Here is a 15,161-nt window from a genome sequence, read left to right on the forward strand (position 1 = left end):
ACATGCATTCTACCAATCAGATCTTTTTGACTTAGACAAGTTTCGTACCACAAACGAGATCTTTGCTTTAGGTGCTCTCACAGATTTAGAGCAAAAAAGTTTGTCCAAGCTGAAAAGTGGAAAAACCATATCCTAGTTGAACGGGATACGGTCATACACAACATAAACCGTGTATGTCTATTTCATTAGAATCCCCCATTTCTAGAAAGCGAACTTTCTTTTGTAAGTGGTGGGTAGTTCAATATACAATTTTAACTTAAAGAGTAACAAACAAAAAGGAGAAAACCGATATGAAAAAAGTAATGATGCTCGTTCAATCAGCATACAATGGGGAAATTTTCCGAGAGGGTAAGGTATATGTGATTCAAGATGAAACTGCAGCACGATGGCATGCAAGTGGCATCGCAAAAATAGTTGAAGATCAAGATACGCAGGATTAAGCTAGTCGTGCCAATTTTACTTATGTTAAATTTTCCTTTCCAAATGTAGTATACTATATATAACGTATTTTTTTGTGAAGGATAGGGGAAAAATATGATCAGATTTTTAGAACAACAACAGCAGAACATGATTGATTTGATTGAAAGGCTTGTAAACATCGATAGTGGAAGCATAAATAAAGACGGCGTTAACGAAATAGGAAAGATTCTACAAGAGCATTTTCAAGAAATTGGCTTTAAGGTAGATGTAGTGGAAGAACAAGAACATGGCGATCATCTCATCATTCAGCATGAAGAGGCAACGAAACCCGACATTATTATACTTGCCCATATGGATACTGTTTTTCCAGAAGGAACTGCATCAGAGCGCCCTTTTCATATAAAAGGTGATAGAGCATATGGTCCAGGTGTGATTGATATGAAATCTAGTATCGTTTCATTGCTATTTGCAGTGAAACTATTAGTTCATCAACAAAAGAAGGGTTACAAAAACATACAAATCATCTTAAACAGTGATGAAGAGATGGGATCGTTGACGTCGCGCTCTTTAATCGAAAGAGAAGCAGCAGGTAAAAAGTACGCTTTAGTCATGGAGCCAGCAAGATCTGACGGCTCGCTTGTTACTTCAAGAAAAGGGAATGGTGTATACACGTTAACCGTTGAAGGCAAGGCGGCACACTCTGGAATCGAACCAGAAAAGGGAAGAAGTGCCATTGAAGAACTTGCACATAAAGTGATTCAACTGCATGAATTATCAGATTATGAAAAAGGAATTAGTGTAAGTGTTGGATTAATTGAGGGTGGTTCAACTGTCAATACGATATCTGATCATGCGGTCGCACATATCGATGTACGTATTTCTGATTTAGAACAAGCAGAGTCTTTAGAACGAAGCATAGAAAGAATTTGTTCTACAACAGATGTTTCTGGGACAAAGACACTGCTTGAAGGTGAAATAAATCGGCCACCAATGGAAAGCAATAAAGAAAATGAATCCCTTTTGCGCATTATTCAAGACATTGGTGATGAAATTGGTGTCAATATTGAAGGTACAAATACTGGTGGTGGTTCAGATGCATCCTTTACTTCTGCACTCGGCATTGCTACCATTGACGGTTTAGGCCCAGTAGGCGGAAATCCTCATAGTGAGAAGGAATATATGGACATACCTTCTCTTTTACCGCGGACCCTTTTATTGGCAACAATTATTCAGCAATTAACAGACAAGCACACATGACAACTACCGAACACATTTTTGGAGTAGACGAAAAATGTATCCATCATACATATTCCAAAAGATTAGAAACATCCTAACCTTATAATGAAAGGCTAAGAAGGAAAGGATGATTTGATGGATCAATCATTACAGTATTTACATGAAGTATTATCTAATTATATTGAAGATAATCATGCTGCCTATGATATTGATCAAAAGATGGTGGCACATAATGATCAGTCAGAAGAATCATTTGTTCGGAATCTTTCTCAAGAAGATACACAAATGCTACGCCAAATATTAGAAAGAGAAATACACCATGCAAACAAATCTGGTGATCATGAACGTGGCTATCAATTGAATGAAATAAATGAATTGTTATACTAGAGAATTAAAAAGCTCTCGAAACGTAAATAAATACGTAATTAAAAAAACACGCTGCCCCAAAATGGACAACGTGTTTTTGTTTAGAAATTTTTTAAAAATTCATTACCCATGCAGAACCACCGACAACTGTAACAGCAATGATAATGCCGACAGCCAATGTGATCAGGATATAACCCCGATTTTTGTTTTCTTTCAAATGCATAAAGTAATAAATTTGGACAAGAAACTGGAGACTAGCAGCTAAAAGAATAGCAATGATGAGCATTGTTTTATCCAACATACCATACAAGACGAGTACTAAAGGAATAATCGTTAAAATAATGGAAAGCGAAAACCCAATAACGTAAGCATTGAAATCCTTTTGTATTTCTTGATTTTCTTTAGACATACTACATCACTCCTATCAAATAGACAACGGTAAAAATAAAGATCCAGACAACGTCTAAGAAGTGCCAGTATAAGGTGACAATATATGTTTTGTGCTCCGTATCTTTCGTAATCCCGTAGCGAGCTATTTGAATAATCGTACTTGCCATCCAAATGATACCGGCAGAAACGTGAATTCCGTGCGTCCCTACTAAAACATAGAAGGCAGAAAGAAAGGCACTCGTCGAAATTGCTGCACCTTCCTCAACGAGAGTTGTAAATTCCGTTATTTCTAGCCCAATAAACGCTAATCCTAAAATAGCTGTTACAATTAACCAGCCTATAACAATTTTAGGATTTTTCCTTTTTAATCCTAAGGTTGCTAAGCCACTTGTAAAACTACTCGTTAACAAAATAAATGTTTCTGCCACGAATATTGGAATTTCAAATAGCTCTTCTCCTGTTGGCCCCCCGTTATAACGAGTTCTTAAAACGGTGTAGGTAGCAAACAGTGTAGCAAACAAAATTAAGTCAGTGATGAGGAAAACCCAAAAGCCAAATGTCTTTATGGAGCTTTCATCATGCTCGTGGTCATGGTCATGCTCATCTTCAATGTGTTTGATCTTGTTCTTTGATGCATATTCCATTACCGTGCACCTCCAATCGAAGCTTCTGTTTTTTCTACTTCTTCTGCAGGAATGTAGTAATCTCTTTCTTTTTGTAAATGCCTAGCTACGATTGAAACTGCGACACCAATTAGTCCAATAATGCCCAGCCAGACCCATTCAAACGTTAATCCAAAACCAGCTATAAACCAGAAAGAGCCCATAATAAAAGGAATTCCGGAATTTTTCGGCATATGAATCGATTTATATTTTGTTGGTTTCATAGATTTACCCTGCTGTTTTTTATACCAGAAATCATCTTGCTGCTCAACAGTTGGGATGACCGCAAAGTTGTATTCTGGTGGAGGTGACGGAATTGACCACTCCAAAGTCCGTCCATCCCAAGGGTCGCCTGTTGTATCCTTTTTCCCTTGTCTGACGCTATAAATTATTTGCCATACTTGGAATATGAAACCTGCACCCATTAAAAATGCACCAATGGTTGAAACGAAATTTAATGGCCACCAGCCCATATCCCAACCATACGTAGAAGAACGACGGGGCATACCCATGAAACCAAGCGCATATTGTGGCATAAATGTAGAGTAGAATCCGATATTCCAGAGCCAAAATGCCCATAATCCTAATTTTTCATTTAACGTAAAACCAAAGATTTTTGGCCACCAGTAATAAATACCAGAGAAGAAACCAAATACCACACCACCAATTAATACCTGGTGAAAGTGGGCAATTAAGAAATAGCTGTTATGATATTGAAAATCTGCAGGTGCAACTGCGAGCATAACCCCTGTCATACCCCCGACAAGAAAAGTTGGGATAAATGCAAGTGTCCACAGCATTGGAGGCTTCATTTGAATTCTTCCCCTAAACATCGTAAACATCCAATTAAATACCTTTACACCAGTTGGAATGGCAATTGCCATTGTCGTAATCGCAAAAAAAGCATCAACCTTATAATCGGCCATAGTAAAGAAGTGGTGCACCCAAGTGAAAAAAGATAGTAAACTAATACTCAATAACGCAAAAACCATCGACTTGTAACCGAAAATTTTCTTTTTACTAAATGTACTTACCACCTCAGAAAATACCCCAAAAGCAGGAAGTACAACGAGATATACTTCAGGATGTCCCCACATCCAAATCAAATTAATGTAATACATCGGATTACCGCCACCGTCTAACGTAAAAAAGCTAGCACCAAAGAAGCGATCAACGAATAAAAGTCCTAACGTTACCGTTAAAATTGGAAATGCAAAAATGATAATAATGCAACTTGATAACACGGACCAAGAGAATAATGGCATTTTCATTAGCTTCATTCCTGGTGCGCGCATTTTTAATATCGTAACTAAGAAGTTGATTCCACTTGCTAAACTACCAATACCTGATATTTGAATACCCCAAATATAGAAGTTTTGACCTGGTCCTTCACTAAATTGCACCTCTGATAGTGGCGCATAGCTTAACCAGCCAGCATCAGGGGAACCTCCAATGACAAAGGATAGGTTAAATAGCATTGCTCCGAAGAAAAAAGCCCAGAAACTTACTGCATTTAAAAACGGATATGCAACATCTCTTGCACCTATTTGAAGAGGTACAACCATATTAAATAATGCAAACATGAGTGGCATAGCCATAAACAAAATCATAATGGTGCCGTGGGTTGTGAAAATTTCATTATATTTATCGGATGGAAGAAAATCCGCATTTGGGAAGGCGAGTTGGGTTCGCATTAAGAGCGCATCCACCCCTCCACGAAACATCATCAGTAAAGATGCAATTAAGTACATAATTCCTATTTTTTTATGGTCAACCGTTGTCAGCCATTCACGCCAAAGCCAATTCCACTTTTTAAAGTACGTTAACACGAAAATAACTGCAATTGTAACTAGAAGAATCGAAACGTCAGCACCATAAATCAATGGATCTCCAGTAACAAAAAAATCAGCGGCAAACGTTTTAATTGATTCAAGCATAATTATTCCTCCTTTCGACTATTCATTATTTGACAGTTCTAGTTGTTTTCGATCGTGATCGCTTGCGGTATGGTTGTTACTTCTGTAATATTGACCACCGTTTTTATCGACAATGTATTCAAACAAATCGGCTGGTATGGTGGAATATTCAGATGTACCGACAACACTTTGTTTACTTAATTCTTGATAATCATTTAAAGTCAGGGGCTTAGACGATTGCTTTACTTCGTTAACCCATTGTTGAAATTCATCATTCGATTTAGCAATAACGTCAAATTTCATCTTTGTAAAATCTTTGCCAGAGAAGTTATTTGCTGTGCCAAAGTATGTGCCTTCCTCCTCAGCTTCAAGCCATAAAGAAAGTGTCTTACCAGGTAATGTATACTTTTGACCACCTAGTTGAGGCACCCAAAAGGAATTGATCGGCGCATCTGTTGTTAATTCAAAATTAATCGGTGTATCTGTTGGTATTTGTAAATAATTAACGGTTGCAATCTCTTGTTCTGGATATTGGAAAAGCCACTTCCAATCAAGTGATGTTACTTGGATTGTCATAGGCTCTACGTCCTTTGAAGGCGGTTCTTCTAATACAAATGTATCCCTTACTGTAAAAAATCCCAATACACCTATAAGAAGAATGGGTATTCCCCACCAAATAATTTCAAGTGTTTTGTTATCGTCCCATTCTGGTTTAAATGGTGCTCGATTCCCAGGTTTATCCCGATAACGAATTACAATAAAAACAAATAATAAAAGTACAGGTACAATAACAGAAGCTAATAGTATGACAGAAGTCCATATTAAGTTAGCCTGTATTTGCCCGACAGGACCTTTTGGGTCCAACACAATATAATCAGCATTGCTGCAGGCTGATAGCAATGTAGTTAGAAAAAGGATCAAACTAATTTTTGATATTCGCTTCATTAAATTCCTAAAGGACATATTTCTTCCCTACCTTTCTATTTCTATTTGATTTTTATTATAGCTAATCGTGATAACAAGATGGGAAACTTCACAAATTGCTTTATTTATTGTAAGAAAGTTGTCATATATTTGTTGAAATGTTGACAAAAAGGCATAAAAAAAAGCCCTTATTAATAAGAGCTAAATTGGATTTGATTGATTAACTTGTTTATTTTTATAAAATCCTTTAACGATGGCTGCCAGAAGAAGAATTTGTAACCAAGCCAAAATGAATCCTACCGCACCCATGAGAATCCATCCCGAGTAAAGGAAACCGCTTACATATAAACTTAAAAGAAAAAGCCCGATAATAAAGTAAGATAATGCGATCCGTTTTAATACCTTTATTGGCCCATACATCTCTTTCTGGTTGGTATTCATTTTAAAGATATTAATAACAATCACCCCAATATTTGTATTTATTATTATTTTATCACAAAATGATCATAAAATGTTCACATTTTGTTCAAAAATTTAATATTGGGGAGAAATTTTAATGCGTTTGTGCCATAGACTGCAAGAATAGGTAAATCAATACTAATGAAAGGATACCGATCACCAGCATTATGATAAAGATGAAATAAAATCTTTTCCGATACATCAATTCTTCTGTTATATTTTTCTCATCTGAATTCTTTATTGTTTTGCTAAGCCTGAAAAATACTATAATGACAATGATGAGAACAAGTATTAGGGCAATCATTATATATAAAAAAATTGGGTAAGTGTTTAAAGAAATGTCAATCGCCTTCGCATGCTTTGCATATACCAACCTTTCACTTCCAAAAAACATAAAACTGAGAAAAGTAACAACTAATAGTGAACGCTGTTTCCAAACCTTCATCATTTTTCACCTTCTATTTTAACGTTTTATCAAAACATAGCTTCCAAATGCCGTTTTACCAAGAATTATTGCCCCTATTGCAATCGTGATGGAAGAAACGATCATGTGCATGGAAGAGGATATTGTACCTAAACTTGTAAAGACCGAAATAAACCCAGTTAGACCGGTTAATAGTACAAACAGTAAGAACAGAGAGCTAACTGTTCTCATGATCCTAAATCGGAAAGAATAGAACAATAGCCACACACTGCTTACCAAAATGACAAAGTTTAGAATGCCGTGTGAATCGTAAAGAAGGTTGGCAAGAAACTGAGAATAGATTAACTGTTCCTCAGCAGGAATATCCAGAAATACCTTACTTGCAGCGCTATGCTTAAAAAAGGCACCTATAATTATTTCTAAATAATAGAGAGAGAAACTAATCAAAATTGGGTAAAACAATTTCTTTTCATTTTTTTGCTGCAATTTGTTCTCGTTGCTAAGAGTGGATACTGGCTTTCTTTGTAAAGCAGTTGTTAGTAAAACTAAACTTACCAACAGACTAAGACTTACCGTAACATCGATCGTAGTAAAACCTGGAGGTGTACCTAACAGAACATTTAGGCCGCCGACTAATGATTGCAAAATCAAGATAAACATACCAATACAGGCTAAAATGGTTACTAACTTTTCCCCCTTAACCTTTTTCTTAAATGCAATAAATAAGTTCACTAAAATAATAATGCCTAATATACCTGTGAATATGCGGTGAGAATACTCGATGATTGTTTTGTAATTGGACAAATTAGGAAACAGACTGCCATTACATTTAGGCCAGTTAGCACCACAAGCATCCCCAGAGTTGGTTGCAGTAACAAGATTCCCAAGCAATAAAGCGACAAGGGTAATAACGGTTGTGATAAAGGAAAAACGATGTCTCATATTTTTTAAATCCTTTCTAACGGAATCGGATTTGTACTGATTCTGCAATTTTGGTAGAAAAAAATAGGGCTAAAGTATTACTATGCTTAGCTAACTATTACATACAAAAGATTATCAATTTACATGCTAAAGTACAATGACTAATATGTGAACTTTTTGGTTCGTGTGCAAAATTCGCGTTTTTTCAACAATAAAAAGGAAGGGTGGTGGGGCCCTTCCTTACGTGTCCGTACTAGGAGAGTACTATGCTCAGGTAGGTGAGCGAGTTGGTGGTTATGGGACTTAGGTTAACCAGTTTTTAGTCGAAAAATCATCATCCGAAATATAGGGAGAGTGGCCTCATTCCCATTCATACAGCGATATGCTTCCAAATCATACATCTCCGTCCCTTACTCATTCGTTTAGCTCATAAAAGTAAGGTAAGGTCATTATTACGAATACCCTTTGACAAGGGTTCATTAATAACCAATGCCGCCGCCTGCTGGGTAGTTGTTACCAACGATAACCAGTAGGACAAACAATACAACTAACAATATAAACCCATCGTTGCCACCGATAAATCCTCCACTCAATGTGTTCACCTCCTTATTAACTTACTGTATTCTATGGTTGTGAAGGAAGTTTGGAAGGGACAGATGTTGTCATTTGTAAAATATCAACTTTTGTCTTGATCTAATCATTTCGGCTAAGGTGGATAGGCAACTACACCAACGATAATGAGTAAAATGAACAGCACCATGATAATAATAAAATCATTGTTCTGGGAAATACCATGTGTCCGATCGAAACAATTCGGATTCGGAATGATCCTGTTGTTATCATATCGTGGTCCATGAAATCGATAGTGGATGGGATTACCGTATCCACCATAATACATATACGGATGTCTGCCATACACAGGATATGGTGGTGGAAGTCTAGTTCCGTATCGATACCACTTCCTCAAATAAGCACCTCCTTTTTCCATTGTGCTATTAGCGTATGGCAGAAACATAAATTTGACTTTGTGTTTGTTTGGTAGTGTTAAGAAACTGTTGTCAATGGTAGAATTGAACAATAAGTACGTGTTCAAAAAGGGAGGAATAAAGATTGAAAAAGAACTTTATTCTATTATTTCATATTCTTCTCTTCACTTTATTCGTTTTATCTGGATGTGAAGAGGTACAAACAAATACTGGTGGGGATCAAAAGGAAACGACAACTGAAGTTGACCAAGCGGATCGTGGAGAAAATCGCTTACAATCGGGCGATCAAACGGAAGAAAAAGGTGACGATGAAAATAACCCGAATGATCGATCATTACCGAAATTGACGGTGCATTTTATAGATGTAGGTCAAGCGGATGCGACTTTATTTGAATTTGGCTCCTTTACGTTACTAATTGATGCTGGTAATTGGGATAGTACCGATGTTGTAGATTACCTGTCAGGTCAAGGCATATCCAAACTAGATATTGTGGTTGGCACGCATCCTGATGCTGACCATATAGGGCAATTGGATAAAATAATAAATCAATTCGAGGTTGGCGAAGTTTGGCTATCTGGAAATACAAATACTTCTGAAACATTTCAAGAGGTTTTAACCGCCATCGATTCTAAGAATGTTGATTATGATGAACCTAGAGCGGGAGACATATATGATATTGGCCCATTAAAGATTGACATTCTGAATCCTGAAACAATTTCTGGAGATTCAAATGAGGAATCCATTTCTATGAAACTAACGTATGGAGATGTAAGTTTTGTGTTTACTGGGGATGCTGGAACTGCTGCTGAACAAAATATGATTCAGAGTGGTAATAACCTTAACGCAACTATTTTACAATTGGGACATCATGGTTCGTCCACTTCCAATAGTCCAGTGTTTCTTGATGCAGTAAATCCTGAGGTTGCGATTTATAGTGCTGGTTCAGACAATCCGTATGGGCACCCGCATGAGGAAGTGGTTGAAGCAATAAATGAACGTGGAATTGAGCTTTATGGAACGGATGTAAATGGTAATATATTAGTTACGACTACAGGAAAAAGTTATGCTGTCAAAACACAGAAAGAGGGAAGTGTTGTCCCATCAAATGAAGGAAATTCGATCGAAGAGGATGATAATGAACAGCAAAGCACGGCTCCAGATTCAGAAGATTATTGCATCGATATAAACAACGCATCAAGACAAGAATTGCAGGAAATTGTTAACATCGGCCCTGAAAGATCTAAAGATTTGATTGATCTAAGGCCATTTGATTCAATGAACGATCTCACCAAAATAAATGGAATTGGTTCAGGGCGAATAAATGAAATAAAAGAACAAGGTTTAGCATGTATAAAAGGGGGATGAAGTGATGAAAGGTATACTAGATAGAATAGAAGATGGGGAAAAAGCAGTTATTTTGATAGAGGAATGGAACAAGGAAGTGATTATCCCAAAAGAACAATTGCCTTGCGGAAGTCAGCTCCATTCCTGGTTTGATCTGGAAATGAAAGAAGATCATATTATATCCATTACACTTAATCAACAAACGACTGAAAGAGAACAAAGAAAAACAAATAGGTTACGAAATAAAATTAAGTCAAAAAAACAATTGGGTAGTAAGTATAAGAGGAATTAAAATAAGATAGGAGAAAGTCATCAAAGAGGATATTCTTCCATTGTTTGGTGACTTTTTTGATGTTTCTGGTGTGATCTGATGTGCATAACCGCGTGAGAATCCGCATAGCAAGACAAGGTGTCCGCATAACCGCGATAGGAGTTTGATGCCAAGTAAAAGAATCCGCCTGATTAACGGACACCTGCACTTATTAGATATGTTCCTAAGTATGATGAGGGGAGTTCTTGGCGATAGTAGTGATGTGTTGAAACTTAGAATATGAGAGTTGAAATATATGAAATCGCAATATGTATTTATTTTATCCATTTTATTAATAATGTCCTTTTTTGTAACGAAAAAGAAATGTAATGTACTTGAAAATATATTTCTCTTTTGCGTTTTAGAATTCGTATTTACAAGTTACTTTGCTATTTTATACATTAATCATAATTTTTGGGAAATAACTAAGAGTATAGAATGGTTCATTGCGTTTCGTATATATGAGGTAATCATCGTACCTTTACTTTATATGTTTTATTACAATTTAATTCCGAAACTACAAACAAAATTATCTAAGGTCGTTTATACATTGTTATTTGTCGGGATTTTGTACGGAAATGAATACATACTCGTGAAGTGGGGGGTTATCGTTTATAGTAATTGGAATGCTTGGCAATCGATTCTTTTTCTTTCGATTATTTTAACAAGCGTTTATTTCCTCCTATTAGGCTTTCGACATATACTCAAAATAGAAGGGGTATCACAACGATGATTCTTCCTGTACAGTTTGATCAAAATGAATGGTTTCTTATTGTAATGATTATTCTTTCATATACTGTTGTTTTTCTAATGCCAAAGCGAATACCATGGAGCCAATTCATTCTAGTCATGCTTTTATCCGTAATGATTGCGAGATTGTCCGATCATCTGCTAGCTTCACCGTCAGTTGATTTATATGACATCAATGACACAGGGAAATACGATCTGTTTGATTTTGTCACCTATCTGCTATACGCTCCATTTAGCTACCTTTTTATATACTTTTATGACAGATTTAATATCCGCGGAATTGGAATTGTACTGTATATTGTTGTCTGTTCTTTTCTTGGTATGCTGTTTGAAATGACCAATGCCTTATTTGAAGTTTTCCATTACAAAGGTTGGAGCGCTGTTTATTCTTTTAGTGTTTATTTGGTTTCCCAATCCATAACTTTACTTCTTTTTAGTTATATTCGCACTGCCTACCATACTCTTCTGAGAAATCAAAACAAAAAGTGGCAAGGTAGTAATCTATGAAGAGGCTACATTTATCATTCTATTCCATCAAGGAAACCTAGGTTTCTCAGCCTTTCCTGCAACCATTTTTCGTTTCGTGATACTTCTCGTTTTTTCATTTCTGTATACAACTTTGTATTCGGAAGTTTTTTAAACAATTTGTAATCTGGCCGTCCTAATGTATCATCGGTATTTACTTCTAGCAACCAAATGCCTCCGTTTGTATCCACGCCAAAGTCTGGACCAATATCAACAAAATAATGGAATTCGTCAAGCGTATCCGTTATCTGATGCGTTACTTTTTTTAATTTCCTTTTTACATCCTTCTCTTTTACCTCATCTTGTAATAGTCGTCTCAAAATAAAGGAAGTATCTGCAATGCCACCATAACCGGTAAAGACATTCGAGACATACGAACGATTCCCACCTACACGAACGACATCACCAACGTAAATCCATTTATCATTCTTATCTCGCTGCATATGTGATCGAATATCAAAAGGACGTCCCAAATAAGAAAGAATCGGTGCCTTTTCTTGAATGATGCATTTTTTTCCTTTGTAATCGTATAGAAGGGCCTTTGTTATCTGTTCTTTTTTATAAAAATATTTGATTGGATGCCCCTGTTTTTTCCAAACAAACACGTTCTTTTTTTTCTCTATTATGCTTAGCCACCTGCCTGCCCATAAATCAATTGGTTTTATAACAAATGAAGTATATGTTGAAATGAAATCATTTAATGTATGCTTGGTTAACATTTTTGTTTTTGGAAGATGACATGCCAACTCTGTTCCGCTTAACAGTTTATACATTTCCCACTTGTTGAAAAATTGCCGATCCTGATCAAATTGAACTTCCACGGATGTCCCCCCTTCCTTTGAAATCGTTTGGTGACTTTTTGATCAACCTCTTTAAAAAACCATATGGTGCCTTTTCGAACATCCCTATACCTATTCTATGCAAGATGACCCATGTTGAAATAAGTCATTCAACTAGAGGTTTTGGAATGAACGGCACATGATTTACCAGCTTTTTCTCATACTAAATAAGGAGGAGGTATCCAATAATGAAAACAGCTCTTTTATCCATCCTTTTCGTTTTTCTACCGCAAGTTGACCTTCCTAGTCAGATCAATATTACGGACCAAGGGAAAACGCTCCAAACTGTTGAACGTCAACAGTTTGCTATTCCATATTTTGGTTCTCCCTTACTAGAACGTTCGAAGCTGGGAACATTGATGAATAAAATAGATCAAGATATATATGAGGAGCCAGGAGATGCTACGTTGAGTGCAGACAACAAGATTATAAAAGAATTACCTGGAAAAAAATTAAATCGGAAAAGGTTTAAGGTCATGTTCTATGAGGCATTTTATCGCAAAGGGCGTATAACGATTCAAATACCGATACAGACGATTTATCCTAAGGTAGACAGCGAATTACTCGATCAGATTAGAGTGAAAAAAATAGGGGACTACAAAACTTATTATAAGACGGGTAATGAGGAACGTTCACATAATATTACACTTGCCACAGAAGCAATTAATAATTACGTCGTCTTTCCAGGCGAAACTTTTTCATTTAATAAAGTTGTTGGCAAAAGAACAAAGGAAAAAGGCTATTTACCAGCACCTGTGATTGTAAAGGGAGAGATTGCTGAAGATGTGGGGGGAGGAATCTGCCAAGTATCCTCAACATTGTACAATGCTGTTGATCAAGCAGGAATGGAAATTGTTCAACGTTACTCCCATAGTAAAAGTGTGCCATATGTACCACCTGGCCGCGATGCGACAGTTAGTTGGTATGGCCCTGATTTTAAATTTAAAAACAAATACAAGAAGCCGATCTTAATTAGGGCAAAGGCCGAACAAGGGAAGATGAGTGTGATTATTCGAACATCAGAAGCGATAGAACCAGATTCCCGCGAAGTCCCAAGCGTTTCCAAATGATTTCCAGAAGCATGCAAGTCATGGGTGTTTTGAACTCTCATTTAAAGAGAATTTCACCTATAGGAGAAGTATTGTTTTGTGTGTTATAATGTGAAAATAAGTATGGTGAGGGAGGTTAATGATTTGAAAGAGGTAACACCAGAAGAAGTAGAATCCTATATCCAACAAGGAAGACCCATTATGATTGTAGATGTTCGAGAGGATCAAGAAGTAAATGCAGGGAAAATTGCGGAGGCAATACATATTCCATTAGGATCTTTAGAGTCTCGTATGAATGAGTTGGACAAATCGAAAGAACACGTGTTTGTATGCCGTTCTGGTCGAAGAAGCGAAATAGCTTGTGACTTACTAGAAGATCACGGTTTCTCTGTTTCCAACATGGTAGGTGGAATGCTAGAATGGGAAGGTAAAGTGGAGTAATATAGGATGCCAAAGTACAAGTGCGTGTTCTAAAATATGAACAACCTCTATAAATTGGAATGAATATAGTGTAGGAAAGGTTGAATACCATGAAAGTTGTACAAAACATAACAGAATTGATTGGCGACACACCTGTCGTTCAGTTGAACAGACTCGTACCTGATGATGCGGCAGATGTTTTTGTTAAATTAGAATTGTTTAACCCGAGTAAAAGTGTAAAAGATCGTGCTGCTTTTAATATGATTAAAATCGCAGAAGAGCAAGGACTAATAAAGCCTGGTTATACTATTATTGAGCCAACAAGCGGAAATACTGGAATAGGTATCGCGATGAATGCTGCTGCCAAAGGCTATCAGGCAGTTTTAGTTATGCCTGATAATATGACAAAAGAAAGGATTAATTTGCTAAAAGCATTTGGTGCAAAAGTCGTTTTAACTCCGAGCAATCAAAAAATGCCTGGTGCAATTAAGAAAGCGAAAGAGTTACAAAAAGAAATTCCAGATAGTTTCATTCCACATCAATTTGAAAACCAAGCAAACCCTGATATACATCGTACAACGACTGCACTTGAGATCTATGAACAAATGGATGGCAAGTTAGATGCGTTCGTTGCTACAGCTGGAACAGGGGGTACTGTTACAGGAACAGGAGAGGTGCTGAAAGATAAAATACCCGGACTTTATATTGCGGTAGTGGAACCAAAGGGATCACCTGTTTTGTCTGGTGGAAAACCTGGTAAGCACAAGCTGGTCGGAACAAGCCCTGGTTTTGTCCCTGACATCTTAAATACAAACATTTACGATGAAATAGTCCAAATTGCTGATGAAGAGGCCATCGAAATGTTTAAAAAAATGGCAAGATTAGAAGGAATCTTTATTGGCCCTTCTGGTGGAGCAGCAGTATATGCAGCCATTGAAATTGCAAAAAGGTTGGGAAAAGGGAAGCGCGTGTTATGTGTTGCACCAGATACAGGGGAGCGTTACTTGAGCATGAATTTGTTTGATGAATAACATGAATAATCGTATTGTATAAAGATCACTGACATACAAGTCATTGGTCTTTTTTTTTGTTTCAAAAAGCTATCATAAAAAAGTACCCTAAGTCATTTTCATTATTGTAATCAGTAGGAATTACTTCCTAGTTTTCTAGTTAATCTCGAAAATGAGAACGATAGGTGATATGAATTCATTCCAGCTTT

The 15,161-nt window shown here is 36.6% G+C and carries 19 protein-coding genes; 10 read left to right on the forward strand and 9 right to left on the reverse strand.

Translation table 11 applies throughout. The features are described from left to right. The first annotated feature begins 290 nt into the window (after positions 1-290). From NC797_RS15225 to NC797_RS15235, 3 genes are all read left to right on the forward strand, one after another. Positions 291-440 (forward strand): hypothetical protein, encoded by a 150-nt coding sequence (locus NC797_RS15225; RefSeq protein WP_272437673.1) that lies wholly within the window; start codon positions 291-293, stop codon positions 438-440. Positions 441-534: 94 nt separating this feature from the next. Then, positions 535-1,677, forward strand: coding sequence for a M20 family metallopeptidase (locus NC797_RS15230; RefSeq protein ID WP_272437674.1), 1,143 nt, complete (start codon positions 535-537; stop codon positions 1,675-1,677). Between the two features lie 114 nt (positions 1,678-1,791). After that, positions 1,792-2,043 carry a sporulation protein gene (locus tag NC797_RS15235; RefSeq protein ID WP_272437675.1) on the forward strand — a complete coding sequence of 84 codons (252 nt, stop codon included), beginning with the start codon at positions 1,792-1,794 and terminating at the stop codon, positions 2,041-2,043. A 91-nt stretch (positions 2,044-2,134) separates the two neighbouring features. On the opposite strand, the gene NC797_RS15240 is transcribed toward NC797_RS15235, so the two are convergent. The 8 genes from NC797_RS15240 to NC797_RS15275 all read right to left on the reverse strand — a co-directional run bounded on the left by NC797_RS15240 (position 2,135) and on the right by NC797_RS15275 (position 8,685). Then, positions 2,135-2,431 (reverse strand): cytochrome o ubiquinol oxidase subunit IV, encoded by a 297-nt coding sequence (locus NC797_RS15240; protein WP_272437676.1) that lies wholly within the window; start codon positions 2,429-2,431, stop codon positions 2,135-2,137. Between the two features lies 1 nt (position 2,432). After that, entirely contained in the window at positions 2,433-3,056 is a 624-nt protein-coding gene (cyoC, locus tag NC797_RS15245; protein WP_272437677.1) for a cytochrome o ubiquinol oxidase subunit III, read from the reverse strand. After that, positions 3,056-5,011 carry a cbb3-type cytochrome c oxidase subunit I gene (locus NC797_RS15250; protein ID WP_272437678.1) on the reverse strand — a complete coding sequence of 652 codons (1,956 nt, stop codon included), beginning with the start codon at positions 5,009-5,011 and terminating at the stop codon, positions 3,056-3,058. Before NC797_RS15250 ends, cyoC begins: the two co-directional genes overlap by 1 nt. A gap of 18 nt (positions 5,012-5,029) precedes the next feature. After that, positions 5,030-5,953, reverse strand: a complete 924-nt coding sequence (locus NC797_RS15255) for a ubiquinol oxidase subunit II (RefSeq protein WP_272437679.1) — start codon at positions 5,951-5,953, stop codon at positions 5,030-5,032. A 514-nt stretch (positions 5,954-6,467) separates the two neighbouring features. Then, positions 6,468-6,821, reverse strand: coding sequence for a hypothetical protein (locus NC797_RS15260; protein ID WP_272437680.1), 354 nt, complete (start codon positions 6,819-6,821; stop codon positions 6,468-6,470). A 15-nt stretch (positions 6,822-6,836) separates the two neighbouring features. Further along, complete coding sequence (locus NC797_RS15265; protein WP_272437681.1) at positions 6,837-7,739, reverse strand: COX15/CtaA family protein; 903 nt, start codon at positions 7,737-7,739, stop codon at positions 6,837-6,839. Positions 7,740-8,197: 458 nt separating this feature from the next. After that, positions 8,198-8,311: a YjcZ family sporulation protein gene (locus NC797_RS15270; RefSeq protein ID WP_272437682.1), complete on the reverse strand. Its 114-nt coding sequence runs from the start codon at positions 8,309-8,311 to the stop codon at positions 8,198-8,200. Between the two features lie 113 nt (positions 8,312-8,424). Then, the gene (locus NC797_RS15275; RefSeq protein ID WP_272437683.1) at positions 8,425-8,685 is read right to left on the reverse strand and encodes a hypothetical protein; all 261 of its coding nucleotides are present in this window, start codon (positions 8,683-8,685) and stop codon (positions 8,425-8,427) included. 143 nt (positions 8,686-8,828) lie between these two features. On the opposite strand from NC797_RS15275, the gene NC797_RS15280 reads away from it, so the two are divergent. The 4 genes from NC797_RS15280 (at position 8,829) to NC797_RS15295 (ending at position 11,616) form a co-directional block, all read left to right on the forward strand. Next, entirely contained in the window at positions 8,829-10,070 is a 1,242-nt protein-coding gene (locus NC797_RS15280; RefSeq protein ID WP_272437684.1) for an MBL fold metallo-hydrolase, read from the forward strand. Between the two features lie 4 nt (positions 10,071-10,074). Beyond that, the gene (locus NC797_RS15285) at positions 10,075-10,341 is read left to right on the forward strand and encodes a DUF3006 family protein (RefSeq protein WP_272437685.1); all 267 of its coding nucleotides are present in this window, start codon (positions 10,075-10,077) and stop codon (positions 10,339-10,341) included. Between the two features lie 274 nt (positions 10,342-10,615). After that, positions 10,616-11,092: a hypothetical protein gene (locus tag NC797_RS15290; RefSeq protein WP_272437686.1), complete on the forward strand. Its 477-nt coding sequence runs from the start codon at positions 10,616-10,618 to the stop codon at positions 11,090-11,092. After that, complete coding sequence (locus NC797_RS15295; RefSeq protein WP_272437687.1) at positions 11,089-11,616, forward strand: hypothetical protein; 528 nt, start codon at positions 11,089-11,091, stop codon at positions 11,614-11,616. Before NC797_RS15290 ends, NC797_RS15295 begins: the two co-directional genes overlap by 4 nt. Positions 11,617-11,630: 14 nt before the next feature. On the opposite strand, the gene NC797_RS15300 is transcribed toward NC797_RS15295, so the two are convergent. Continuing rightward, positions 11,631-12,455, reverse strand: a complete 825-nt coding sequence (locus NC797_RS15300) for a YheC/YheD family protein (RefSeq protein WP_272437688.1) — start codon at positions 12,453-12,455, stop codon at positions 11,631-11,633. Positions 12,456-12,661: 206 nt separating this feature from the next. Here NC797_RS15300 and NC797_RS15305 point away from each other — a divergent pair, with 206 nt between their 5' ends. The 3 genes from NC797_RS15305 to cysK all read left to right on the forward strand — a co-directional run bounded on the left by NC797_RS15305 (position 12,662) and on the right by cysK (position 14,973). Then, positions 12,662-13,543 carry a VanW family protein gene (locus tag NC797_RS15305; RefSeq protein WP_272437689.1) on the forward strand — a complete coding sequence of 294 codons (882 nt, stop codon included), beginning with the start codon at positions 12,662-12,664 and terminating at the stop codon, positions 13,541-13,543. Positions 13,544-13,666: 123 nt separating this feature from the next. Beyond that, a complete protein-coding gene (locus tag NC797_RS15310; protein ID WP_272437690.1) occupies positions 13,667-13,963 on the forward strand; it encodes a rhodanese-like domain-containing protein in 297 nt (98 codons plus the stop codon). 89 nt (positions 13,964-14,052) lie between these two features. Then, positions 14,053-14,973, forward strand: a complete 921-nt coding sequence (gene cysK / locus NC797_RS15315) for a cysteine synthase A (protein ID WP_272437691.1) — start codon at positions 14,053-14,055, stop codon at positions 14,971-14,973. Positions 14,974-15,161: the final 188 nt, after the last annotated feature.

Origin of the sequence: Terrihalobacillus insolitus (genome assembly GCF_028416575.1) — a bacterium.
GTDB lineage: Bacteria > Bacillota > Bacilli > Bacillales > Amphibacillaceae > Terrihalobacillus > Terrihalobacillus insolitus.

What these genes read in the sequence shown, in the direction of transcription:
- NC797_RS15225 (WP_272437673.1), top strand. Translation starts at nt 291, where the DNA reads ATGAAAAAAGTAATGATGCTCGTTCAATCAGCATACAATGGGGAAATT.
- NC797_RS15230 (WP_272437674.1), top strand. Translation starts at nt 535, where the DNA reads ATGATCAGATTTTTAGAACAACAACAGCAGAACATGATTGATTTGATT.
- NC797_RS15235 (WP_272437675.1), top strand. Translation starts at nt 1,792, where the DNA reads ATGGATCAATCATTACAGTATTTACATGAAGTATTATCTAATTATATT.
- NC797_RS15240 (WP_272437676.1), bottom strand. Translation starts at nt 2,431, where the DNA reads ATGTCTAAAGAAAATCAAGAAATACAAAAGGATTTCAATGCTTACGTT.
- cyoC (WP_272437677.1), bottom strand. Translation starts at nt 3,056, where the DNA reads ATGGAATATGCATCAAAGAACAAGATCAAACACATTGAAGATGAGCAT.
- NC797_RS15250 (WP_272437678.1), bottom strand. Translation starts at nt 5,011, where the DNA reads ATGCTTGAATCAATTAAAACGTTTGCCGCTGATTTTTTTGTTACTGGA.
- NC797_RS15255 (WP_272437679.1), bottom strand. Translation starts at nt 5,953, where the DNA reads ATGTCCTTTAGGAATTTAATGAAGCGAATATCAAAAATTAGTTTGATC.
- NC797_RS15260 (WP_272437680.1), bottom strand. Translation starts at nt 6,821, where the DNA reads ATGATGAAGGTTTGGAAACAGCGTTCACTATTAGTTGTTACTTTTCTC.
- NC797_RS15265 (WP_272437681.1), bottom strand. Translation starts at nt 7,739, where the DNA reads ATGAGACATCGTTTTTCCTTTATCACAACCGTTATTACCCTTGTCGCT.
- NC797_RS15285 (WP_272437685.1), top strand. Translation starts at nt 10,075, where the DNA reads ATGAAAGGTATACTAGATAGAATAGAAGATGGGGAAAAAGCAGTTATT.
- NC797_RS15290 (WP_272437686.1), top strand. Translation starts at nt 10,616, where the DNA reads ATGAAATCGCAATATGTATTTATTTTATCCATTTTATTAATAATGTCC.
- NC797_RS15295 (WP_272437687.1), top strand. Translation starts at nt 11,089, where the DNA reads ATGATTCTTCCTGTACAGTTTGATCAAAATGAATGGTTTCTTATTGTA.
- NC797_RS15305 (WP_272437689.1), top strand. Translation starts at nt 12,662, where the DNA reads ATGAAAACAGCTCTTTTATCCATCCTTTTCGTTTTTCTACCGCAAGTT.
- cysK (WP_272437691.1), top strand. Translation starts at nt 14,053, where the DNA reads ATGAAAGTTGTACAAAACATAACAGAATTGATTGGCGACACACCTGTC.